General features: G+C 33.0%; 23 protein-coding genes and 1 tRNA gene. 11 read left to right on the plus strand and 13 right to left on the minus strand.

Annotation, left to right across the window (positions count from 1 at the left end; translation table 11 throughout):
- The first annotated feature begins 52 nt into the window (after positions 1 to 52).
- From ftsZ to EYW44_RS11015, 3 genes are all read left to right on the plus strand, one after another.
- Complete coding sequence (ftsZ, locus tag EYW44_RS11005; protein ID WP_132723722.1) at positions 53 to 1,909, plus strand: cell division protein FtsZ; 1,857 nt, start codon at positions 53 to 55, stop codon at positions 1,907 to 1,909.
- 101 nt (positions 1,910 to 2,010) lie between these two features.
- Complete coding sequence (locus EYW44_RS11010) at positions 2,011 to 2,454, plus strand: GatB/YqeY domain-containing protein (protein WP_132723723.1); 444 nt, start codon at positions 2,011 to 2,013, stop codon at positions 2,452 to 2,454.
- 11 nt (positions 2,455 to 2,465) lie between these two features.
- Positions 2,466 to 2,539: transfer RNA gene (locus EYW44_RS11015), tRNA-Arg, on the plus strand.
- Here EYW44_RS11015 and EYW44_RS11020 read toward each other — a convergent pair.
- Both EYW44_RS11020 and EYW44_RS11025 read right to left on the minus strand, forming a co-directional pair.
- Positions 2,493 to 4,106, minus strand: coding sequence for a recombinase family protein (locus EYW44_RS11020; RefSeq protein ID WP_132723784.1), 1,614 nt, complete (start codon positions 4,104 to 4,106; stop codon positions 2,493 to 2,495). The genes EYW44_RS11015 and EYW44_RS11020 overlap by 47 nt on opposite strands.
- A gap of 66 nt (positions 4,107 to 4,172) precedes the next feature.
- Positions 4,173 to 4,370, minus strand: a complete 198-nt coding sequence (locus EYW44_RS11025; protein WP_132723724.1) for a hypothetical protein — start codon at positions 4,368 to 4,370, stop codon at positions 4,173 to 4,175.
- A gap of 1,139 nt (positions 4,371 to 5,509) precedes the next feature.
- On the opposite strand from EYW44_RS11025, the gene mobB reads away from it, so the two are divergent.
- Entirely contained in the window at positions 5,510 to 6,763 is a 1,254-nt protein-coding gene (gene mobB / locus EYW44_RS11030) for a conjugal transfer protein MobB (protein WP_132723725.1), read from the plus strand.
- A 2-nt stretch (positions 6,764 to 6,765) separates the two neighbouring features.
- Here mobB and EYW44_RS11035 read toward each other — a convergent pair whose 3' ends face one another.
- The 8 genes from EYW44_RS11035 to EYW44_RS11070 form a co-directional block, all read right to left on the minus strand.
- A complete protein-coding gene (locus tag EYW44_RS11035; RefSeq protein ID WP_132723726.1) occupies positions 6,766 to 7,389 on the minus strand; it encodes a JAB domain-containing protein in 624 nt (207 codons plus the stop codon).
- Between the two features lie 217 nt (positions 7,390 to 7,606).
- Positions 7,607 to 8,008 carry a heavy-metal-associated domain-containing protein gene (locus EYW44_RS11040; RefSeq protein ID WP_132723727.1) on the minus strand — a complete coding sequence of 134 codons (402 nt, stop codon included), beginning with the start codon at positions 8,006 to 8,008 and terminating at the stop codon, positions 7,607 to 7,609.
- An 11-nt stretch (positions 8,009 to 8,019) separates the two neighbouring features.
- Positions 8,020 to 9,726 (minus strand): efflux RND transporter periplasmic adaptor subunit, encoded by a 1,707-nt coding sequence (locus EYW44_RS11045; RefSeq protein ID WP_132723728.1) that lies wholly within the window; start codon positions 9,724 to 9,726, stop codon positions 8,020 to 8,022.
- A 2-nt stretch (positions 9,727 to 9,728) separates the two neighbouring features.
- Positions 9,729 to 10,460, minus strand: coding sequence for a heavy-metal-associated domain-containing protein (locus EYW44_RS11050; protein WP_132723729.1), 732 nt, complete (start codon positions 10,458 to 10,460; stop codon positions 9,729 to 9,731).
- Positions 10,461 to 10,476: 16 nt separating this feature from the next.
- The gene (locus tag EYW44_RS11055; protein WP_132723730.1) at positions 10,477 to 12,810 is read right to left on the minus strand and encodes a multicopper oxidase domain-containing protein; all 2,334 of its coding nucleotides are present in this window, start codon (positions 12,808 to 12,810) and stop codon (positions 10,477 to 10,479) included.
- 3 nt (positions 12,811 to 12,813) lie between these two features.
- Positions 12,814 to 14,037 carry a TolC family protein gene (locus EYW44_RS11060; protein WP_132723731.1) on the minus strand — a complete coding sequence of 408 codons (1,224 nt, stop codon included), beginning with the start codon at positions 14,035 to 14,037 and terminating at the stop codon, positions 12,814 to 12,816.
- Positions 14,027 to 17,752, minus strand: coding sequence for an efflux RND transporter permease subunit (locus EYW44_RS11065; RefSeq protein WP_132723732.1), 3,726 nt, complete (start codon positions 17,750 to 17,752; stop codon positions 14,027 to 14,029). Before EYW44_RS11065 ends, EYW44_RS11060 begins: the two co-directional genes overlap by 11 nt.
- Positions 17,753 to 17,857: 105 nt before the next feature.
- Complete coding sequence (locus tag EYW44_RS11070; RefSeq protein WP_441351382.1) at positions 17,858 to 18,277, minus strand: HYC_CC_PP family protein; 420 nt, start codon at positions 18,275 to 18,277, stop codon at positions 17,858 to 17,860.
- Between the two features lie 144 nt (positions 18,278 to 18,421).
- Between EYW44_RS11070 and EYW44_RS11075 the strand changes: the two genes are divergently transcribed.
- The 7 genes from EYW44_RS11075 (at position 18,422) to EYW44_RS22190 (ending at position 23,079) form a co-directional block, all read left to right on the plus strand.
- Positions 18,422 to 18,739: a DUF6660 family protein gene (locus EYW44_RS11075; RefSeq protein ID WP_132723734.1), complete on the plus strand. Its 318-nt coding sequence runs from the start codon at positions 18,422 to 18,424 to the stop codon at positions 18,737 to 18,739.
- Between the two features lie 49 nt (positions 18,740 to 18,788).
- On the plus strand, positions 18,789 to 20,975 hold the full coding sequence (locus EYW44_RS11080) for a TonB-dependent receptor (protein ID WP_132723735.1): 2,187 nt from the start codon (positions 18,789 to 18,791) through the stop codon (positions 20,973 to 20,975).
- Between the two features lie 2 nt (positions 20,976 to 20,977).
- The gene (locus EYW44_RS11085; protein WP_132723736.1) at positions 20,978 to 21,394 is read left to right on the plus strand and encodes a Fur family transcriptional regulator; all 417 of its coding nucleotides are present in this window, start codon (positions 20,978 to 20,980) and stop codon (positions 21,392 to 21,394) included.
- 54 nt (positions 21,395 to 21,448) lie between these two features.
- Complete coding sequence (locus EYW44_RS11090) at positions 21,449 to 21,808, plus strand: DUF3703 domain-containing protein (RefSeq protein WP_132723737.1); 360 nt, start codon at positions 21,449 to 21,451, stop codon at positions 21,806 to 21,808.
- A gap of 420 nt (positions 21,809 to 22,228) precedes the next feature.
- Positions 22,229 to 22,654: a zinc-dependent peptidase gene (locus tag EYW44_RS11095; protein WP_373681059.1), complete on the plus strand. Its 426-nt coding sequence runs from the start codon at positions 22,229 to 22,231 to the stop codon at positions 22,652 to 22,654.
- A complete protein-coding gene (locus EYW44_RS22880; RefSeq protein WP_367180313.1) occupies positions 22,648 to 22,863 on the plus strand; it encodes a zinc-dependent peptidase in 216 nt (71 codons plus the stop codon). Before EYW44_RS11095 ends, EYW44_RS22880 begins: the two co-directional genes overlap by 7 nt.
- A gap of 51 nt (positions 22,864 to 22,914) precedes the next feature.
- Positions 22,915 to 23,079 carry a hypothetical protein gene (locus EYW44_RS22190; protein ID WP_165872204.1) on the plus strand — a complete coding sequence of 55 codons (165 nt, stop codon included), beginning with the start codon at positions 22,915 to 22,917 and terminating at the stop codon, positions 23,077 to 23,079.
- A 112-nt stretch (positions 23,080 to 23,191) separates the two neighbouring features.
- On the opposite strand, the gene EYW44_RS22195 is transcribed toward EYW44_RS22190, so the two are convergent.
- From EYW44_RS22195 to EYW44_RS11110, 3 genes are all read right to left on the minus strand, one after another.
- Positions 23,192 to 23,350: a hypothetical protein gene (locus EYW44_RS22195; protein ID WP_165872205.1), complete on the minus strand. Its 159-nt coding sequence runs from the start codon at positions 23,348 to 23,350 to the stop codon at positions 23,192 to 23,194.
- Positions 23,351 to 23,374: 24 nt separating this feature from the next.
- Positions 23,375 to 24,136, minus strand: a complete 762-nt coding sequence (locus tag EYW44_RS11105; protein WP_132723739.1) for a hypothetical protein — start codon at positions 24,134 to 24,136, stop codon at positions 23,375 to 23,377.
- A gap of 94 nt (positions 24,137 to 24,230) precedes the next feature.
- Positions 24,231 to 24,746, minus strand: a complete 516-nt coding sequence (locus EYW44_RS11110) for a hypothetical protein (RefSeq protein WP_132723740.1) — start codon at positions 24,744 to 24,746, stop codon at positions 24,231 to 24,233.
- Between the last annotated feature and the right edge of the window lie 44 nt (positions 24,747 to 24,790).

Genomic DNA, 24,790 nt, shown 5'->3' on the forward strand with positions numbered 1-24,790 from the left:
AAAGTAAGAGAGATAAAAGAGATTATTAAAAAAAACAAGGAGAGTTATTACTATGAGCGCAGAATTTGATAACATTTCATTTGACATGCCAAAAACACAATCAAATACAATTAAAGTAATTGGTGTTGGAGGTGGAGGTAGCAATGCCGTAAATCACATGTATAGTAAGCAAATACATGGGGTAGACTTTGTAATCTGTAATACAGATGCACAAGCGTTGGAAAACAGTCCTATTCCTAACAAAATACAATTAGGAGCACATTTAACATCAGGACTAGGAGCAGGAGCAAATCCTGAGATCGGAGCTCAAGCAGCAGCTGAAAGTATTCAAGAGATTCAGCAAATGCTTAATACACATACTAAAATGGTATTTATCACTGCTGGTATGGGAGGTGGTACAGGTACAGGTGCTGCACCAATTATTGCTAGAATAGCAAAAGACATGGATATTTTAACGGTAGGAATTGTAACAATGCCGTTTCAATTTGAAGGTAGAATGCGCTCAAAACAAGCTCAAAAAGGAATTGATGAGCTTAGAAAAAATGTAGACTCTTTAATTGTTATCAATAATAATAAACTTCGTGAGGTTTATGGGAACTTAGGGTTTAAATCTGGTTTCTCAAAAGCAGATGAGGTTTTAGCAACTGCAGCTAAAGGAATAGCAGAGGTAATAACACATCACTATAAGCAAAATATAGATTTACATGATGCTAAAACTGTTTTAGCAAATAGTGGAACAGCTATCATGGGATCCGCTAAAGAATCTGGAGAAAGTAGAGCAAAAAATGCTATTGTAAAAGCATTAGATTCTCCGTTGTTAAATGATAATAAAATTACTGGAGCTAAGAATGTTTTATTATTAATTGTATCTGGATCTAATGAAGTTACTTTAGATGAAATAGGAGAGATTAATGATTACATTCAAACGGAAGCAGGATACGATGCCAATATTATCATGGGTATTGGAGAAGATGAGGCTTTAGAAGAAGGTATATCTGTGACAATAGTAGCTACTGGTTTTGCCTTAGATCAGCAAAATAGTATTAACAATACAGAAACAAAGAAAATTGTTCATACACTTGAAGACAATCAAAAAGCAACATATGAATTTGGAAATAAATCAATAGCTAAAGCTCCATCTATCAATGAGCCTATTCAAAAAACAAATGAAAAAATTGTTCATGTTTTAGAAGATGAGAAGATAGAAGAACCAAAAGAGATTTTAGTTAAAACTACAGAAGCAATTAAGAATATAGATGTTGTTTTTGAAGAAGTAAGTTATAATTCTGTTTCTGAAGAAGAATTTGTTATCACAAACATTACTGAAAAGAAAGAGGAGGAAATTAAAAGAGAGGCTCCAATACAACAGAACTTACTTTTTGATTTACCTTTGAATTCATATGAGGAAGTAAACTCCAATAGTGATGAAGAGTTGATTAACGATTCTGAAAACATAAACAATATTGAAGTAGTTTATGACGAGGTAAAGCCAGTAGTTGAAAAACGTTATGTTTTAGAGGATTTTGATATTCAACCAACTATTGGAAAGAGTTCGTCACCTGCAGTAGAAGAAGTTGAAGATGAGTTAAAGTTAGAGGTAAGAACAAAGGAAACTTCTGGTGCTGATGCAGATGATGATAGTGATGCTTCTCCATTGAGTTTAACTATTGCTGAATTGCAAAAAAGAGCACAGGAGAGAAGAGATAAAATGAAGGGTTTTAACTATAAGTTCTCTGATAAAGTAAATAAAAACATTGATGAGATAGAAAAGCAACCGGCATACAAGCGTTTGGGAGTGGATTTAGATGTTAATACTAAAATCAGTGAAAAAGAAACACCTTTAGAAAATAAATCAGGAGATTTACCTTTAAGATCTAACAATACTTTTTTACATGATAATGTAGATTAAAGTATAGATTAATATAAAAGTATTCAAATAAAAAATCCTGATACATCAGGATTTTTTATTTTTACGGTAATTTGTAAATAAATCATAAAGAATCAAAAAATATGAGCATACAAAAAGAAGTAATGGCTAAGATGAAAGAAGCCATGAAATCTAAAGATACAGTAGCATTAACGGCTTTAAGAGCTTTAAAATCGGTTTTTATGTTAGCTAATACTGAAACAAGTGAAGAGTTAACTGCTGAGCAAGAATTAAAAATAGTTCAAAAACAAGTAAAGCAAAGAAAAGATAGTGCTGATGTGTTTTTAAAGCAGGACAGAGAAGATTTAGCAGCTCCGGAATTAGCTGAAGCTAAAGTGTTAGAGCAATTTTTACCAGAAGCATTAAGTGAAGAAGAAATAACTAAAGTTGTTACTGAAGTAATAGGTGAGGTAAATGCAGAAGGAATGAAAGATATGGGGAAAGTAATGGGAATTGTTTCTAAAAAATTGGCAGGTCAAGCTGATGGAAAAACAATATCTACAATTGTAAAACAGCAATTGGCTTAGTGATGTTTATTGACCCAGTAGTTCAACTGGATAGAATATCAGATTTCGGCTCTGAGGGTTGGGGGTTCGAATCCTCTCTGGGTCACTAAAGCGGATTTTTTATCAGATATGATAGAATTTCCGCTTTTTTTATTTCCCGTATTACTTGTCATCTCTGGGATTAGCGAGAAAAACGAATTTATTCTAGTGGTTCGAACTTGGTCTAATTCTCGATTATAGTAGATTCCTTCAGGAAATAGCATTTTCTGAAAAAGCTTTTTATTCTCTAGTGTAGAGGATTCCCACAACGGCAGTACATTGGTGGCTGTTTTGGTAACAAAATGGATTACTTTTTTGAGGTTCGAACTGTATCCGCTTGTTTTTTCAATTTCTTGTTCAATTTCAAAATATTCATTTTTGTATTTGGAGCTGTATTTATCATAAAGAGGTCGATCTATTTCACCAATAACAAATCGTTCTTCGATATTTTCTAGTTTCTTTTTTAAAACATTTAAGTTGGCTTTTAAAGCTGTTTCGTTCTCTATTTTCGATCTAAAGAATCCACTCATTTGTTCCTCCAATTGTACTTTGATAATGTCTAATTCTTCTTTTTCAATTTTAAAATTAGTAAGTACGTTACTGAATAACTCATGCATTGCTTTGGCACTACGATTTACCTTACAGCCTTTTGTACGGCATTTATAGTAATACAAGTTTTTCTTCTTCACTAAATAGCCCGTCATTGCTTTTTCACATTTAGAACACTTTGTAAAGACTTTTAACGGCAAGTTGTCATTGTCTTTATTATGCACAAAGCCATGTACACGTTTTTCTTTTCTAATATTATGCACTTGTAAAAAAAGTTCTTTTGAAATCATGGCTTCATGATTCCCTTCAACTACTTGGTCTGGAATCATTTTACTTGTAATCAGCCCACAATAAAAAGGATTGGAAAACAAATCATTCAAACGTCTTTCAGATAAGTTAACTCCCATTTTCTTTAAACGTCTTACAATTTCTACGTTTGGTAATTGATTGTAAGCTTTCCATTCAAACGCTTTTTTCAGTAGTTTTCCTTCTTCATTGATCACTAACTTACGTTCTGTAGCTTTTCCTTTATTTAAGTCTTTGTATCCTCTAGGAGCAGCCCAAACCCAATACCCTTTTAAAAGGAGTTCTTTCATCCCTGTAACGGTTTTATCTCTCCTAAGTTCATTATCCATTTGCCCAAAAAGGAAAAAGATTTTTTGCTGAAAAGAACCTGAAGGAGTAGTTGGGTCAAGTTCTTGTGTAATAGCTAATGTAATGACACCATATTTTTTGAGTAATTCCTCTGCAATAGATGCTCCATTGATGCCTGAGCGAGAAAAACGTTCATAGGAATATACAATAATATAGCTTATGTTTTTTGAACGTTTTACAAAGGTGAGCATTCGATTAAACTCTTTTCTATCATCTGTTTTGGCAGATTCATATGTGCCTCCAAAATACCCCACCACATTTAAATTTCGTCTTTGAGCATATAAATCACAATGTTTTTTTTGAGAAGCTAAACTAGTATTGTCTTCTTGGTCGCTAGAGGAAACACGGGTATAAATCACCGCATTGTTACCATCTTGAAATTTTTTTGGAGCTTCTGGAGCGAATTGTTTGAAAAGAGCTAAGTTATCCATGATTTTAGGTATTGAAGATCAATAACAAAGATATAGGTCTATATAAGTTTTGTGTAAGAATATCTGTTAAAAAATATTTTGATCTTGTACAGTAAAGGTTTGCAATACGAGTAAAGAAAAGGTTTCCGCATTTTTAATAAGCTGATGATATGCTTCAACAGATATGTTTTTATACTTAGGGATTTGGCGTATTTTTTCAATAGGTAATCGTTGTTTTACCCTCTCTGTTGCTTGTGCTATATTTTCCTCATTGATGTGTTGCATAGATTGATAAACAGAAGCATGTTTTTTACTTCTTTTTATAAACTTATGGCTTTGAAGGTCTTGTAATCTATAAGTAATTAGAATCGGCTCTATTTGTCTTTACTTGTCTGATTTAAGTATGATCGTTTACTATTGGATTCGATTTTTACCATTAGTTTTTTTAAATTTTAAGGGGTTTGTAATAGATGAAGCTTTTACCATTTTTCGGGACAACGAAAAACGAGTAGGATATAAGGAGTTCTAATTTGAAAGCGGTTGCTTTTTTCGCTTAACTGCCTGTACGCTCAAACACAACCACTTTCAAAAGAACTGCTATATATCCTTATGAAATTTGTAAAGACTGTACAAGTTTTAGAAAATATTAAGGTATCTACTTCCTTGAAAATGCAAGCATTTTACTACGTCGCAAACACACCTAATTATTTCCTAAAAGTCTTGACAAATTCCACTTCATCTATTTTGCTATTAATGGAACATCAAACCTATACCCCTTAAAATTCATTGAAAAATAAATGGTTTCTTTTTTATTGATGATATTTCCGACTAACTAACTAGCTGGCTGTGGTACTAGCTAATCGTACTTACTTCTGCATTTACAATTAATTAGCTGAATAAATAGCTATCTAGTTAATTAGCTAATGGTACAATCAACTATAGATATTTCTACACAACCAGTCATACAAATGTTTGGATGGATGACTAGCTAGCTCTACAATGGTAAAGTCAGCCGACGAAACAGCGATACGGTCATACAGCGATACGGCGATACACCAAAGAAACAGCACTTTTACTTTGTTTTTGTTTTAAAATTTCACCCTTTGGAGTCTAATGGCTTTTGGTGTCTTGTTTTGTCCGTAACTACCATAGTGTTATTACTATTTATCCATTTTTAATTTGTAATAATCAGTTCTAGAAGTAGTAATATTCCATTACTACACTAAAAACTGTTCAACGGAACAGAGCAAGTTGTGTAATGAGTGCCTCAAAAATACTTTTGTGCCTCTCAATACAAACTTGTCCTACGGAGTTTAAAATCCCTCCGAAGTCGAGGATTTTGAAAATAAATGAATAGGAAGTTGTATTACTAACGAATTAAAATGATGAAAAAGCATCTGTTTTAATTCCAAAATTTGAAAATAATGATAGCAAAAATAGGACGCGGAAATCACTTAAAAGGAGTGTTATTATACAATTATGAGAAGATTGAAAAGGAACAAGGAAGCATTATTCATTGTAATAGAATGATGCTTCCATTGACAGGAGAATTTACCATTCCGTTATTGGAACGTTCTTTTGAACCTTATCTGATTGCAAATAACCGTACCGAAAAACCTATACTTCATATTTCGTTAAATCCAAACCCGAAAGATGCAGTTTCAGATGAACTTTTTAGCACATTAGCCGAAAATTATATGCAGGAAATGGGATATGGAGAACAGCCTTATGTGGTGTTTAAACACACTGATACCGAAAGAGCTCATATTCATATTGTTTCAACTTGTGTTGATGAATATGGCAAACGTATTGCTGATAGTTTTGAAAAAGTACGTTCTATGAAGGTTTGCCGAAAATTGGAAAAACAGTTTCAGCTTACTTCGGCAATTGACAAGATTGAAAAAAAGGATATTCCAATACAAAAAGTAGATGCGACTAAGAATAATTTAAAGCAACAGATTACCTCAGTACTCACATTTGTAAATGAAAATTATCATTACCAAACATTTGGGGAATACAATGCTTTTTTATCTTTTTTCAATATAACATCACAAGAAGTTCGTGGAATTATTCATGGAAAAGAAAAACGAGGGTTGGTATATTTCGCTACGAATGATGCAGGAGAAAAAGTAAGTAACCCGTTTAAATCTTCTCGTTTTTCACAACCTGTTGGTTTAATAGATTTACACCGAAAGTTTAAAAAATCAAAAGCTTTTATTAACACCTATAAACCCCAAAAGCGAGTTCGTGAATTGGTGCGTGATGCAATGCAAAAATATCAGAGTCAAGAAGGTTTTAAAAAGTATTTACAGGATAATAAAATATCAACTTTTGTTCGAGAAAACAAGCAAGGCAGAATTTATGGAATCAGTTTTATAGACCACATTTCTAAAACGGTATTTAATGGTTCTCGTTTAGGTAAAGATGTATCTGCAAATGTATTTCACCGCCTGTGGAACGAAGCAGAACCACCAATCTCAACTTTCGTCAAAGAAAACTCAGAGGAACATTTTATAGAAGGTATAGAAAATGAACCAATAGAAAAAGAGCAAAGCTTTTCTAATGCAAATATTATGGAGGCTTTGGGAAACTTGGTATTAATGGATATTCCTAAAGAAATAGACGATAATACCGTAAAGAAAAAACGTAGAAAGAAAAGAGGTATAAAACGAAGATGATGTTAAAGTTTTTTAACTCTCAGTTTCTCAATTTCTTGGACAGGTAACCCAGTAGAAAAAGCAATCGTTTCATTATCAACTCCTTTTCTTTTAAGTTGCTTGGCTACTTCAATTGCTTTTTTTTGTTCAGCTATTTTAGCAGCATCTTTTTTTATTCTTTCTTCTAGTACATATTGAGGAACATATTTTGTGCTTTTTTCAAGTTCTTCTAATAAACCTATATTTTTAAAACTTAAATAACTTTTAGGAGTAATAATTAGATGGTCAGATACAGGTGTGTCAACAATAATACCTACTTGTATTAATCGGTCTGTAATATTTTTATCTCCTTCGGATGGTTTCAGTTCTCCGCTAGGATGATTATGGCATAAAATGATTTTAACCGCGCGTTTTTGCAATGCCAAACTAAATACTTCCATTGGTTCGGCAAGTGTTTTGTTTATTGTTCCTAAGCTTATTAATTCAATAAAAAGAATACGGTTATTATTCTCTAAACCAATAACCCAAAAGTGTTCTCTGTTTTGGTCTATTTTATCTTCACGGAGCAAGATTTTTTGCATGATTCCGTAAATGTCATCTGAGTTTAGAATTTTTATTTTTTCGGCTTCGGTTAATTTAATATCCATAAAAACAAAAATAAGGTTTTATGTTTAGAAGTATAAATTCCTTTTTTGATTGGTTAATCAGAAAATTTACCATGATATAAGTATCTAAATATATATATGCAAAATGTGCTTCTATATTTCTGTAAACCTAACTACTCATAAAAGTAAAAAAGAGTCTAAAATAAAGACTCTTTTTTATAGACTATATATAGTATTTAGCAGCTTTTTTCTTTTTGTTCTAATTTAAACCCATTTTCATCTGGTGGTCATACTTACAACACGCAGGTAAATTCTCATAAGCAGATTCATTGCCCATTACTTTATCTGTATCATAGCCTGAAGCTGAAATTGCATTGTGAATAGCTTCTACATTTGTTTTAGATGCATCGAAAGAAACGTCTATTTTCTTTTTGTCAACATCCCAAATTGCTTTAGATACGCCTTGAATACTATTTGCTGCTTTTTCAATGGTGCTTTTACACATACCACAATTACCACGCACCCCAAATGTTGTTTCAGTAGAAGCTAATTTGTTTGCTGTGGTTTGCTCTGTTTTAGTGGTTTCTTTTTTAGTTTCATTTTTACAGCTTACTAAACCAATTGTAGCTATGATGGCTACGCTTAACATCACTTTTTTCATTATTTAAAATTTTAATTGTTATTTATTACTTGTTTTACTTCACCACATTTCAACATCATCTCGCCGAAATACGGATTTAATACTTGTTTTTCTTTACTTAACCAATATGCTCCTTTGTCGCTATCTGCCATTGGGCAATATTGTTTGTAACTAATTTCATTGATACCAAAGGATTGTACAGCCAAAATAAAATGCTCTGATAATATCTTAAATTGTTTACGTTGTATTTTAATATTTTCGGAATTAGCAATAGCATTACTACTCGATATTAAAGTTTTATTTAGCATCATCCATTGTATGTGAGCCTCATTATTAGCTAATAGTTTCATATCAATTTTTTGTAGTGCTTTGTATAAATTTAAAGCACTATTTTTTGATAATTCCGCATCTGATTTTATCAAATTGTCTTTTAATTTGATGTATTCATCGTAGGCTGTCTGTAATTGCGACTTGAATTTTTTACTCACTTCAAACTGTTCGCTCATTTCTTTTTTATGGTTCATCATCGACTTTTTGCCTTGTAATTGTGCCGATGCATCAATAGTAAATACTCCATTGGTTACCACTTCATCGCCTTGTTGCAAACCGCTTTTTACTTCGTAATTGTCGCCTAATTTGCTACCTAATACTATTTCTTTCATTTCAAAAATAGGATTGTCGGCATCTGGTTTTACATATACTATTGAGCGTTTTCCTGTCCATAGTACAGCCGATGCAGGTATCAATAATTGCGCTTTGGCATCTTTTACTTTGGCATCTACTTTTCCTGTTACAAACATTTCGGGTTTAAATAGCTCTTTGCGATTGTTTAAAACCGCTCGAATAGTTACAGTACGAGTTTGCGGATTTAAAACTGGATTGATAAACGAAATTTTCGCATTAAAAACTTCGTTAGGATAGGCATTGGTAGTAATGGCAATAGCTTGTCCAACTTTAAAATTACTGATTTGATTTTCGTACACATCAAAATTTGCCCAAACCGTATTCAAATTGGTAATTTTTAATAAGGGTTGCCCTTGTTTTATATAATCGCCTTGTTCTACTAATTTTTCTGAAACTGTTCCAGATACAGTAGCGTACACAGGAAAGTTTTCTTTTACTTTTTTTGAACTTTCAATTTGATTGATTTGGTTATCTGACAGCTTCCATAATTTTAACTTATTACGCACCGCTTTATACAATGCAGGCTGTGTTTCTTTTAAGGTAGATGCAGTTAATAGTTCTTGTTGTGCCTTAACCAATTCGGGCGAATAAATAGTGGCTAAAAGTTGTCCTTTTCTAACACTTTCGCTTGTAAAACTAATATTTAAACGTTCTATTCGTCCTGCAAAATAACTTACTTGTACTGCGTTGGCTTGTTCGTTTTCGGCAATTTTTCCTGATAAGGTTATTCCATTATCCGCATTTGCAGTAGCGTTACCAATAATGGTGGTTTGCACATTTGACAATGCCATTGCATTTTTTGTAAGTTTAAATTGATTAGGTGATAAACCGTCTGCACCAGCTTCGGCAGGAATTAAATCCATACCACAAATTGGGCAGTCGCCCGCTTCGGGTTGCATAATTTGTGGGTGCATTGAACACGTCCATTTTTGTGATATGGCACTATCGGTTTTATGATTGTGACTTGTTTCTTTATCTGATGAATTACCAAAGAATAGCTTTCCTAAAAGTAATCCTGCCACTAAAATTATAACGTATATGATGTATTTTTTCATTTTTAAAAGATTAACATTAATACAGCCATTACTAACATAATAGCATTTTCTATAAAAGTTGCTTCGGTCATTGGTAGTTTTAAAGCCGTACCTAAACACGCACAACGAATTGCCTTTTTATCAAGTAATGTTTTGGTTACTCCTACGGTTGTTATTCCCAATACGATAATGGTTATAATTAGTGCTATGTTAATTTCAAATCGCATTAAAAGCATCAATCCTAAAGCGGTTTCTATAAATGGATAAATTTTAGCATATACAGGCACTCGTTTTGCTAACGGGTCGTACATTCTAAAACTATCTGGAAAACCTTTTAAATCTAACATTTTAAAAAAGCTGAACACGATATAAAACAAGCCCATAAAATCCAGCATAAACTCTCGCCAACTCCAATCTTTGTAGTGTAACAATATACTTGCTACGGTTATGTATAATAAGATTAAAAACAAGGGTTTTAATTGCTCGATTTTGCTTTTTTCTTGTACCATTTCAAAGTCTGAAAAGGCTTTTGCAGCTACCTTTTTAACAGGTGGTTTTTCAAAAATGGTGTATTTTTCTTGCAACACATTTTGCAAATCTGATAAACCAATATGTTTACTCATAGTAATTTCAGCTTCTTTATTTTCAAGATTTACCTTTACATCGGTAACGTTACCCAAACTACTTAAACTTTTTTCTACGCTTGCTTTACAGCTTCCGCAAGTCATTCCGTCAATTTTATATATGTGTTTCATTGTTTACTTTTTTAAATTAAAATCTTGCTAAAAGGCCACCACCCCAGCCATATCGGTTGTTATAGTTGCCTTGTATTGAAAAATTTCTTGAAAGAATATAAGATACCCCAACCAACCATTGGGTTTCTCCCTCATAAGATTTACTTTCAATGTCATTGACCCAACCAAAGTCTGCTCTATATTCATATTCGCCTTCAAGAAAAATTCGAGGAAAAATTAATAGCTCTCTATCCAAACGTATTCTTGGGCGTAACTGATTATCCATGCTCACATCTACATTAAATCTATAGGGTGTGAAATATTTAATACCAACTAATCCTACCGTATTAAACGTGTCATAAGAATCTGGTGTTGACGTTTCGGTATTTACACCTGCATACAGGCGCACCCAATCATTTAAGTATCGGTTGTAATTTACTTCTACTTCAGCATTTTTATTATAGTCAAATTCGGCACGCAAGCCAAATTCATTTCTAATATTACTGGACATAAGGTTTAATTCTGAAAAATTGGAACCTGCACGAGCTCTTCCCCAAGAATAATAATGGTCGGTTTCTTCTATTAGATTTGTTACTGGATAATCCTTCATTCGTTCATCCCTTGGTGTATTATAGCTAAATACTCGTGCCATACCTCCCATCATATGATATAATACGTGACAATGAAAAAACCAATCACCATATTCTTCGTTATAAAATTCAATAACCACTTTTTGCATTGGTGGCACGTTAACCGTATGCTTTAATGGTGAACGTTCTCCATTTTCGTTAATCACTCTAAAATAATGACCGTGAAGATGCATTGGGTGATGCATCATTGTTAAGTTATTTAATGTTATTCTGGTAACCTCTCCTCCTTTAATTTTAATCTTATCTGTTTCAGATAATGGCACACCATTTATACTCCACACGTAGCGTTGCATATTACCTGTTAGGTTAAGTAAAAGGTCATTTACTGGTAAATCTTCCTTATAAGTGGTATTTTCTTTTGCCTTCAAAAAATCGTAGTTGAAATAGGTTTTACGTGTATTGTAATCAAAAGACCTAGAGTCTTTCTCAATCATAGACATATTATGGCTCATTGGGATAGAATCCTTTTTCATATCCTTCTTTTTGTCCATTTCCATTTGCATATGATTATCATTCATAGGTTTTTGATCGTCCATTTTCATACTCATTTGGTTATCCATCTTACCATCTTTCATATCCATTTGCATCCCATACTTTTTCATTAAAGCTTCAGGCGTATTTTTCTTTTGATTACCTGCCATTGCAGGTGCACCCATTTTCATATCCATTTTAGCCATTTGCTTCATCATCGCAACTTTGTTTGGTCTGTCTATTATAGTTGCTGGAAAAAGTTTACCATTCCCCAAACGAATGGAAGTATTGCCTGACCCATCCTGAGCTGTAGCAGTAATTTCTAGAGTTCCATTTGGAATCGTTACAATTATATCATAAGTTTCAGCTATACCGAATAGGAATCTATTCTTACTAACGGGTGTAACATCAACTCCATCACTTGAAACGATTTTAGGATTACCAGCTCCAAAATCCATCCAATAGTAAGTCGATGCAGATGCGTTGATAAAGCGAAGTCTTACCTTTTCTCCAGACTTAAACTCTGGATATTCCGCCAGTTTTTTACCATTAGATAAAAATGCAGGGTAATAAATGTCCGCAATATCTGCGCCTTCCATTCTATCGCGCCAAAACTTAAATTGCGCGCCTAATGCACCTTCTTTTATAACTCTACTTAACGGTACAGCTGTTCCTTTTTTAACTTGATACCATTCGTTACCTCGTTTAAGGTTACGAAGCACATTCATTGGTTTTTCATTTGTCCAATCGGAAAGCAATACGACTAAATCTTTATCATATTCCAATGTTTTTTCTTTTGGATGAATGACAATAGACCCATAAACACCTTTTTGCTCTTGTAACATTGTATGGGAATGATACCAATACGTACCAGATTGGTTGATTGGGATTCTATATTGAAATGTTGTACCAGATTTTATTGGTGGCGTTGTTAAATAGGGCACACCATCATAAAAATTAGGAAGAATTAATCCGTGCCAATGCACAGACGTTTCCACATCCATTTTGTTGGTAACATTAATAATAGCAAGGTCACCTTCATTAAATTCCAAAACTGGTCCGGGAATACCACCATTGATAGTCATACCTTTAGCAGTTATACCAGCAAGTGTCATTTCATTTTCCTCAATAGTGAGATTATATTCTTTTATTTTCCTTCCTTCTTCTTTTCTGTTATCACCATTAGTTCCTACTTGGGCAAATGCAATTGACGTTAGGAATAATAGAAGTATTGTGTTTAATATTTTCATTGTTTACTGAATTAAATAGTTAATAATGGCACGTTGTACATAATAATTTTGCACCGCCTTAATTTGGTTTAACTGAAACTTTAACTGCAATTCTTGAATATCGAGAACATCGTTAAAATCAATCGTGCCTGTTTCGTAGCTTTTAACAAGAATAGTTTCGGCATTTTTAGCTTGTTTCAAGTTCTTGCTTTGTGTGTTGTATCGTATTCTTGCCGATGCTCGCTCGTTAATTGCTTTATCTAACAAGGTTTCTAACTTGTTAAATCGCTCTTGTTTTTGGCTGTTAAATTCTTCTCGCTGAATTTCGTTTTGCTTGGTTTTCGACTTATATTTTTTATTGAAAATTGGAATAGACAACGATACCATTGGCATTATAATATCTTTTCCGTTATCGCTAAAATTCATATTTGGACGTTCCGCAACGTTAACATAATCTAACCCAAAGCCTATCATTGGGCTACTTTCCTTTTGGTTTAATAGTTCAGATTTTTCAACTGATTGATACAACTTGTCGTATTTTATTAATTCAGGATGAAATTGTAAACTATCTGTATTTATCGTGCTGTCGTCCAACGGAATTTCTAATTCTGAAACCACATTTACCGCAGTGTTTTTATCTCTGTTTAATAGCTTATTAAAGGCTGTTTGTTCGGCTAAAAACTGTTGTTGCAAAACGGCTTTAGATTGGTTTAAATCGTTTTGTCGCATTTGCAAACGCAACACATCTACGGCAGATGCTTTGCCAACTTCAACCGACGTTAACGCCATAGTTTCGTAGGTTTTTAGCAAGTTGATATTTTCGGTTAAAACCTGCTGTTTAGCCTTAATTGCGTACAAATTGTAATACGAAGTTGATACCGATGCGATTAATTGTCGTTTGGCAATGGTAATATCTTCATACTTGGCATCGGCTAACGAACTCACATAATCTTCTCTCGAACTAATTGTACCAAACCAAGGCAACATTTGATTTACAGATACTTTAAAACGTTGTGCGCCTGTTCGTGTTTCGGGTTCGCTTACAAAATATCCTACGCCAATGTTGGTATTGGGTAAGGTATTTACTTCGTTTACCTTTTCTGAAACACGTTTGTATTGCAGTTCAAACTGTTTAATTTTTGGATTGTTTGCCAAGGCTTCATCAATAAGCGATTGCAGTTCTTGTGCATTAGAAAATCCGCTAAAAACAAGAATGAATAGTATGGATAATATGTTTTTAGTTTTCATTTTTTGTCTTTCTTTTTAATAAAAATTCTTCTCGTAAACTGTACAACACAGGCAGTAAAAAATAAGATGTAACGTCGATAATCATACCACCAAAGGCAGGAATTGCCATTGGTATCATAATATCGCTTCCTCGTCCTGTGGATGTGAGTACAGGCAGTAATGCTAAAACGGTTGTTGCTGTTGTCATTAAACACGGTCTTATGCGCTTTTCGCCTGCTTCTACAACCGATTTTCGTATATCGGCTTTTGTTGTTGGTTCGTTTTTGGCAAAGGTTTGTTTTAAATAGGTTGCCATTACTACACCGTCGTCGGTGGCAATACCGAACAAGGCAATAAAACCTACCCAAACCGCCACACTCAAATTAATTGTATGCATTTGGAACAGCTCTCGAATGTTTTGCCCAAAAAAGCTAAAGTTTAAAAACCACGATTGTCCGTAAAGCCACATCATTATAAATCCGCCTGCAAAGGCGACAATAATTGCCGTAAACACCATTAAAGAAGTAGTTGTTGAACGGAACTGAAAATATAAAATGATGAAAATGATAAGCAATGCTAATGGTACAACTACCGACAAGGTTTTTTCGGCTCGTATCTGATTTTCGTATGTTCCTGTAAATTGAAAATTAATACCTTTTGGTACAATTAATTCGCCACTTTCTATTTTTTGCTGAATGACTTTTTGCGCATTTTCAACTACGGTTACTTCGGCAAAATCATTGAGTTTATCAAACAACACGTAGCCAATTAAAAAGGTATCTTCACTTTTAATTACTTGTGCGCCTTGTTCGTAACGAATGGTTGCCAATTCACTTAATGGTACAGAATTACCTTTACTTATTGGTACATAAATTTGTTCTAAATCGGTTGGTGTGGTACGCAGTTCTCTTGGATAACGAACACGCACACCGTAACGCTCTCTTCCTTCAACGGTTTGGGTTAAAGGCATACCACCAACAGCTACTTTTAAAACATCTTGCACCTCTTGAATTGAAACGCCGTAACGTGCTATTTTTTCTCTGTCGATGTCGATTAACAGATATGGTTTTCCTACGATTCTATCTGCAAAAACGGCTTCTTTTTTAACACCTGTAACTGTTTTTAAAATGCTTTCTAATTGCACACCAAAGGCTTCAATTTCTTTTAAATTTTGTCCTTTTACTTTGATACCCATTGGCGCACGCATTCCTGTTTGTAGCATTACCAATCGGGTTTCGATAGGTTGTAGTTTTGGTGCAGATGTAACGCCTGGTATTTTGGTTGCCTTTACAATTTCATTCCAAATATCATTGGTAGATTTTATGTTCGGTCGCCAATTTCGGTAAAACTCGCCGTCGTTGTCTTCAATTAATTCATCGGTAGAAACATCCGAAAAAATAATTTTAGAAGTTGCATCGGTCGAATTTGGATTGGCTACTGTTTTGCCGTTTTTCAACACAAATAATCCGTCGTTATTTACTTGATAACGCTGACGTTCGCCGTGGTTATTAAGTGCATATTCGGGTTTGTAAATAATTACGTTTTCATACATTGAAAGTGGTGCAGGGTCTAAAGCCGATTCGGTTCGTCCTGCTTTACCAACTACCGTTTTTATTTCAGGAATGTTGGCAACACCCATATCCAACTGCTGTAAAACACGTTTGTTTTCTTCAACGCCCGAATGTGGCATTGAGGTTGGCATTAGTAAAAACGAGCCTTCGTTTAAAGACGGCATAAACTCTTTGCCTGTGTTTTTGAAAATTAAAAATCCGAGAATGGTAATCGTCGTTGGAATTGCCAAAAAGAGTATTTTGTTTGCTAATGCCCATTGTAAAATTTGAGCATAATATTTTCGTAATAACGAGAATGCACCTAACAATCCGAAACAAATAATAGCCACAAACAACAGGTTTAACAATACACTTTTGCCTACACCCAATGGTCGCCAACATTCAGCCAATAAAAATACAATAGCTAATGAAGCAATAACTATATTAATTAGATTTACTTGTTTGTCGGAAACTTTTTGTTGCAGTTTTAAAATGCCTGTACAACCGAAAGCGATTAAGAGTATTCCTAACCAATTTCCGAAGACAATAGAAACAACACCCAAACCAATTAATACAGCATTGATGATGTACGATAGATTTTTGGTAATACTTCTTCGTTTAAAAATGATAGTTGCAAATGGCGGAATTAAAAACAACGCCACCACTAATGCCATAATAAGTGCAAAGGTTTTGGTAAACGCCAAAGGACTAAATAATTTCCCCTCTGCGCCAACCATTGTAAATACTGGCAAAAAGCTAATTATTGTAGTCATTACAGCGGTAACAATTGCGCCCGAAACTTCGGCAGTAGCATTGTAAACTACAGTATTGATTGGTAAATTATTTTCGTTCTTTTCTAAATGATTTAAAATGTTTTCTGATAGAATTACACCCACATCTACCATTGTTCCGATAGCGATTGCAATTCCAGATAAGGCTACGATATTGGCATCAATTCCAAAGGCTTTCATTGCAATAAATACCATTAAAACCGCCACAGGTAATAAGCTCGAAATTAATATGGATGCTCGTAAATTATACACCATTACAATAATTACTAAAATGGTAATGAGTATTTCTAATGTGAGCGCTTCGTTAAGTGTTCCTAATGTTTCTTGTATCAATTCTGAACGGTCGTAAAACGGTACAATGGTTAATTGAGATGTTGTACCGTCTGCCAATACTTTTGAGGGCAAACCTGCGCTTAATTCTTTAATTTTTTCTTTGGTATTATTGATAACCTCTAACGGATTTGCACCATAACGTGCCACCACAACTCCGCCCACGACTTCTGCGCCCTCTTTATCTAAAATCCCTCTACGAGTTTTTGCGCCGAGCGATACTTTGGCAATGTCTTGTATTTTTATTGGCGTGTAATTGGCTGATGAAACTACCGCATTTTCAATATCTTTTATAGATGTGATATAACCCAAACCACGCACCAAATATTCTACTTGGTTAATTTCTATGGTTTGCGCTCCGATGTCTTGGTTACTTTGCTTTACAGCTTTTACAACTTGCTGCAGATTGATGTTGTATTGACGCATTAATTCAGGGTTTACGTCAATTTGATATTCTTGAACATATCCGCCAATTGATGCTACTTCAGACACACCACCTGCTGATGACAAAGCATATTTTACATAGTAATCTTGTATACTTCTCAGTTCGTGTAAATCCCAACTGCCTGTAACGTTTCCGTCTTTATCTCTACCCTCTAATGTGTACCAATAAACTTGTCCTAAGCCTGTGGCATCAGGCCCTAAAGTTGGATTAACACCCTCTGGCAATAAACCACTTTGTAACGAGTTGAGTTTTTCTAAGATGCGTGAACGGCTCCAGTAAAATTCGATGTCTTCTTCAAAAATTACATAAATGCTCGAAAATCCAAACATTGAGGAACTACGAATGGTTTTTACGCCTGGTATGCCTAACAACGAGGTGGTTAACGGATAGGTTATTTGGTCTTCTATGTTTTGTGGCGAACGTCCGTCCCATTTTGTAAATACAATTTGTTGGTTTTCGCCGATATCTGGAATGGCATCTACCGCTACGGGTGCGCTTGGTAAAAAGCCTGTATTCCAATTAAAAGGTGCGTTTACAACTCCCCAACCTATAAATAAGGTAAGTAATAAAACCGCAATGAGTTTGTTTTTTATTAAAAATTTGATGCTTTTATTGAGCATAAAAAAATGATTTTAAATGATTAGACATTGGTATAAATAAATACCGTGAACAGCAATATATCCTTTGAAATAACAATGGATATAAATTGGTCTAATACTTTAAAATCAGATTAAATATACTTCGTCGAGAACGTGAATATCCTTGATGACGAGTGGAGGAGAATAATTTTTAAAAGGAATTACCTTATTATGTAATCCTTCAAATATGTTAATATAACTATAACAAAAGCTTGCTAAGAAAACTTGTTGCTCGAAAGATAAATTATCAAACGAAGACTTTTTTAAATTATCTTGCCCTTCGATAAGTTGTGTAACGTCTTTACAACAATTCTTTTTAGCTACGGAACATTTTTTGTTATTAGTATCTTGCTTCATTTTCATTCCACAAGTTATTGCTTCACTAAAATAGCTTGTACTCACCAATGTATCACCACAAAAATGGTTATTGATAGTAAACGACATCGTAGAAAATACAACTACTAATGCCATGACAATAGACGCTATTTTATAAAACAAATGTTTCATTATTGTGATACAAATATACGGAAAATAAAAATGACTGCAATGGAACAATATTTTTACAAAATAAGGGTATTATGTGTAGAGGAAGGTCTGTAGAATAATGTATTTGCACAACTATTGCATTAAAATATTACTACTTTTGTGTTGATGAAAAATATTGCAATCATATTGTCATTATTACTTTTAGTTTTATCAGCAAAACCTTGTTCTGATGGAACAAATAGTGAAGATTTGCATCAAAGTGAAATAGGGTCTAATCATAATCATCAAGAAGACTCTGATGATTCTTGTCCTGTCACTTGTGCTTGTGATTGTTGTGGTATGTCAATAACTTATGAACCTTTAAGGGTATATAGCTTAATTAACTATAATAGCATATCAACTAACTTAATTTCTACTTACCAACCTATTTATAGATTTAATTTTCTTTCCAATATCTGGCAACCGCCTCAAGTAATAAGCTAATAACAGAATACATAAATCAAATTATTAGTCAATTACATTTATATTTCCAATGAATAAATATATATTGAGCGTAAAGCTCATTTTAATACTTTGCCTATCATTAAAGGCACAAACATCAGATATACAAGTTAAAGTTATTACAGAGATTGAAAACGAACCTTTAATGGGGGCTACGGTTTACTTTGAAGCATTAAAAAAAGGTGCAGTTACTAACTTTGATGGAATTGCAGAATTTTCAGAAATTCCAAATGGCAAACATCAAATAGTTATTTCTTTTTTAGGGTTTCAAACTTTAGAAACTATAATCCAAGTACCTAATGATTCTAATTTAATCTTCAAGCTTAAAGAAGATAGTAACCAATTGGAAGCTGTTGTGCTTCAATCAACTCGTAGTACAAGAACAGTTCGTAAGATTCCTACTCGAATTGAATTTATAGGGACAGAGGAATTAACTGAAAAAGCAATTATGAACCCTACAAATATATCTATGGTACTTCGTGAAAGTACAGGGATACAAATGCAACAAACCTCATTAAGTAGTGGTAACACCAATATAAGAATACAAGGATTGGATGGTAGATACACACAGCTTTTAAGAGATGGTTTTCCTTTGTATAGTGGCTTTTCAAGTGGTTTGAGTATTTTACAGATTCCACCATTAGATCTAAAACAGTTTGAAATCATTAAAGGAAGTTCTTCTACTTTATATGGTGGTGGGGCAATAGCTGGATTGGTGAATATGGTTTCTAAAACACCAGATGAAGAACCTTCATTAGATATTATGCTTACACAAACCCAAGCATTGGGTAGTACGGCAAATGTATTTTATAGTCAACGTAATGAGAAGTTTGGATTTTCACTTTATGGCTCTGGTCACTATCAAAAAGCATTCGACCCTGAAGACGATGATTTTAGTAATTTGCCTAAAACCAAATCAATTTCTTTTAACCCAAAAGTATTTTATTATCCATCAGAAAAGACTACAGTTTGGTTTGGATTAAACGGAACGTATGACGATAGAATTGGTGGTGACATCACTAAAATTGAAAATAACCAAAATGGGATTCATCAATATACTGAAGAAAATAATTCAAAACGTTTGAGTAGTCAGTTTGTCTACGAAACACAATTGGATTCGGTTAGTTCGTTACAGTTTAAAAATAGTGTGTCATTTTTTGATAGAAGTTTAGTTGTTCCAACACTAAACTTTGAAGGTAAGCAGACAAATACATTTACCGAGTTCAGTTATAGTAAACGGAACGAAAGAACAGATTGGATATTGGGAGCTAATCTTTATACATCGAATTTTGATGAAAATGATAATGCTCCGTTACAACGTGACCAAAAAGATATCACCTTTGGAGCATTTGCAAACAATATTTATGACCTATCTAAAAACTGGATTTTAGAAACAGGTTTGCGAGTAGATTATAATACAGACTTTGGTTTTTTTCCATTGCCACGAGTTTCGTTGCTTTACAAAAGTGACAATGGATTTTCAAGTCGAGTAGGTGGTGGATTAGGCTATAAAATACCTGATATTTTTACGGAGGAAGCTGAGTATATCAATTTTGAGAATGTACTAGCCATAGATAAATCAACACTAGATGCGGAACGTTCTTATGGAATTAACTTTGACGTAAACTATCAAACTCGCTTATCTGATGAGATTGGTTTTTCTGTGAATCAATTATTCTATGTTACAGCAATAAATAATGGACTACTTTTAAATTCTACAGCTAATGGATTATTTCAATTTGAAAATGCATCAGATGAAATTTTAAGCAAAGGAGCGGAAACCAATATCAAATTTACTTACAAAGACTTTAGGTGGTTCTTAAATTATGCGTTTATAGATACAAGACTAAATTATTTACCTGATACCCCTCAAAAACCACTAACAGCTAAGCACAATGCAGGTAGTGTTTTAATGTACGAATCTGAAAAATGGCGAGTAGGTTATGAGACCTATTATACAGGAAAGCAATTCTTATCTAACGGAACAGAAACTACCGATTTTTTTACAATGGGGTTATTGGTTATGCGTAATTTTAAATTAGGAAGTGTATTTGTAAATTTTGAGAACTTTACAGATAGAAGACAAAGCAGATTTTCACCTTTGGTTTTGCCACCGCACGAAAATCCTGTTTTTCCTGAAATTTATGCACCTACTGACGGTTTTATTTTTAGCATAGGACTTATTATTAAACCATTTGGAAACGAAGACCACCATTAATTATGGAAACAATAGAACAATTATTAGAATCAAAAAATATTCGTGTAACTGCAATGCGTTTGTTAATCTATAAGTTTCTTACAGAAAAAGAAGTGGCAATTACATTAGGCGATATTGAAAACGCCTTTGATAAAGCAGATAGAACAACTTTATACAGAACTATTAAGACCTTTGAGAAAAATGATATAGTACATCAAATAGATGATGGAACAGGAATAACTAAATATGCATTATGTGAACAAGGTTGTAATTGTGAAATTGAAACAGATTTACATTTGCATTTTCATTGCACTAATTGCGAAGAAACTATTTGTTTAACAGAACATAAGATTCCTCAAATTAAAGTGCCAGAAGGTTTTGTTTCTGAAAATGTTAACTTGGTGGTAAAAGGCATTTGCGATAAATGTAGTGGACAATAAATGCACTTCCATTGCACCATCTTTTAAATTAGTTTTATCCTAAAATCAATGGATATGAAGTTTAACACAAAAATACCTAAACATTTAAATCAAGCTTATAAAAAGGAATTGAAGCAATACCGTTATTATCTAAAAAACAACCAATATAATAGTGCTTGGTTTCATTTGGAAAGAAGCCATATCATAGGTCAATCTTATCCATTAGAGCACACATATTCTCATTGGTTGATGCTAAAGTTTGGGTTAATGCGAAAAGACGTTAAAGAAGTAATTGGTCAAATATTACGTTTGCTATTTGGTGGTTGGAAATCATTTATTAATCACGTTCCTCTCGGAAATACTGGAGGTGTAAATGTCCCACCATTAAAACGTATGGCCTTTCCGAATGATATTGAAAAATTAATGAAAGATTAGTTTTAGGTGATTTAATTTAAGATAGTTATAATTGTAATATTTTTTAAGAATAAGGCATAATACAAAATGCGACTATAGTTTTATATATATATGCACTTTCATAAAATGAAATTTTAAAAAAAATTACAATTATAATTAAGCAAGAAATTAGTGAATACTATTTTTGATACAACCTAGTATGTAGCTAAAATCTTCAATAATAATATTCGACACCTCCCCGCTTGGGGTCACATTAAAATTATTGCTATATGAAATCATATTATTTTGCAAAACTGACCATGTACTTGGTTGGTTTTTTTACTTTAATAATAAATTTTTTTGAGCTAGTTTATGTGTTTGTATTTAATAAACCTGTTTTTGTTCATGCATATATTATTAAGAAACGATTGCCGAAAAAGAAAAAGGATTTTTTAGTAACAAGTGTTACATTTTATCAGAATATTGATGATAAATACCAGTCTTTTTTTTGAGCATAGAGTGGCAAAATTTATAAGAACTTATGATTTTATACCTCGTAATAATATTGAAATTACTCCTGAAATGAAAGTTTTAATAGCTTCATCATATGTAAAGTTAACTTTTGGAATGAGGTGGTATTTGACAAAAACATTCAATAAAATTATTATTTATCCTGAAGCTTATTATTCATTAATAACCCAGCAATACCATAAAGGCGAATTTAATCCAGCTTTAAAAGCGATAATTTTTTCTTGGGAAGATTTTTTAATAGGAGATATTATTCAAAATGATAATATTAATTTAGGGATCCATGAATTTACTCATGCAATGACATTTCATGGGAGCAAATTGCTAGGATTTTTTATAAAAAGTATAAAGACATTTTAAATTATTTATCACAAAAGCAAAATAAAAAAAAGGTAGTAACGTCAAATTATTTTAGAGAATATGCTAATACTAATAATTTAGAGTTTATAGCAGTAGTTTTAGAGTGTTTCTTTGAAACTCCTTTAGAGTTGAAGGAAAACTTTCCAGAATTATATAAAAAAGTAATTACAATGTTAAACTATAGAGATATTATAAAACAACTGTTTTAATGAGTTTTTTATTTTGTATCTTTTACTTTATTAACCTTTTAAATTTTTATTATGCTAGAAAACATTTCTAAATTGGGAATTGAACTATCTAAAACAAAACAACATCTTATTTCAGGAGGCGGTAGTAATAGGTGCTATTATTGTCGTTGTTTAACAGGTGAAACTGTTATCGGATGTGGTCCAGATCGAGTAGAAGCGTGTGGAGAAGCATGCTAATTACTAGTGGCTCTCGGGTCGCTTTTTATAAAAAATAAGACCTCACAGATTCCTAAAATCTGTGAGGTCTTTTCAAATAAAATTATTGACTAAGTTTTGTTAGTTAGAAACTTTACTTTTTATCGTTTATCAATTGATTAACTAAAGATTTTAGTTTTTCGATTTCACTCTCTTGTTTTTTTATTCTTTCTTCTTGATTTTTTAAATCTTTTTCTTGTTGAATAGTATATAAAGTTAATTCCTCTACCTTTTCAAGAAGTTTTTTATTCATTTCACCAATTTTCACTCCATTTTCTTATACTTCTTTAGCAGATGGAATATTAGCTAAATGACCTTTTTCCTTAATATGTTGTTCAACTTCATGTAAAGTAGGTAGTTTGTAGTCGTTTGTAAAAACATAGTCAGGCCAGTTTGATTGTAATTTTACAGTAACTTCTTCAGCAATCATTTTTCCTGCTATTGCAAGTTTAAATTGAGAAGGGATGTTAGTTGTACCTATTCCAACTCTATGATTATTAATTCTTAAAACAGACTTGCCTTGATAATCTGTAAAATCGAAACCACCATCAGGATTTGATTGATTAGCTCCCATTGAGTTTTTAAAACGAATCATTTTACTAACACCTCCTGAAGAATATTCTTCTATAGTTCGATCTTTCCAGCTCCAATATATTTTTCCTTCTCTTTTTAATCTGAAATTTCCATCTATTTCCAATTTTTCAGAAGGAGTAGTAGTTCCAATACCAACGTTACCGTTTTCTTTAACAAAGAATCTCGATTTTACAGTTAATACTTCATTAACAGTAGCTTGGGTTGGGGTATCTGTACTTAAAAATTCCAACGTTCCTTTACCAAATCTTAAAGCACCTCTATTAGAAGAAAAATTATCTAAAGTTGAAACAAGTTTATTGTTTCCTTGTCCTTTCATACCAGCAGCTCCATAACCAATAATTAAACCACCACTCGAATAATTAGAGCTAAAAGTACCAATGTAATCATTTCCAGCATAATGTTGAGCTAAGAATATACCTCCTTGTGTTGCTTGTGTTTCTCCCATTTGGGTTATACCTCTAATATCAAGTTTTTGGGAGGGGGTGAATGCTCCTATTCCGATATTACCAGTTGATCTAGCAACAGTTAAATATGTACTACTATATGGGGATGCTCCATTTTTTTTGAGATCTTAAATAAAAATTTTCACCACCATTATGAGCATTAAACGTCCAATCGTTTTCGCTTTCGCCTTTAATAGTAATAGCTCCCCAATGTCCAGTTCCAACTCTTACATTACCTTTTACATCTAATTTTACGGTTGGAGTAACAGTTCCTATACCAACATTACCATTATTTGCTAAAATTAAAGAAGCAGAAGGATTATTATGCCAAGTTCCTCCAGTTTGGAATCTAATATCAGCAGCAGCTCCGTAGGCTGAGAAAAACATCCCTTTACTTAAGCTATTGGTATAAAAGAAACTTTTATCTACTAAATGAGGGTGACTAGACCAGCTAGAAGTAGCATTTCCAAAAGATATTACTAGGTTATCGGATAATAAGCTTTTGGCCTTTACTGATCCAGTAGTGGTATTATCACCAGTACTATTCCATTCTTGTGCTTTAATGTTGTAAGATGATACAATCATAGCAATCGCTAAAATGATCTTTTTCATGTAATAAGTGTTAAAAATTAGCTGTCAAAAGTATAAAATTCAAA

The organism is Tenacibaculum sp. M341 (assembly GCF_004337695.1).
Lineage (GTDB): Bacteria > Bacteroidota > Bacteroidia > Flavobacteriales > Flavobacteriaceae > Polaribacter.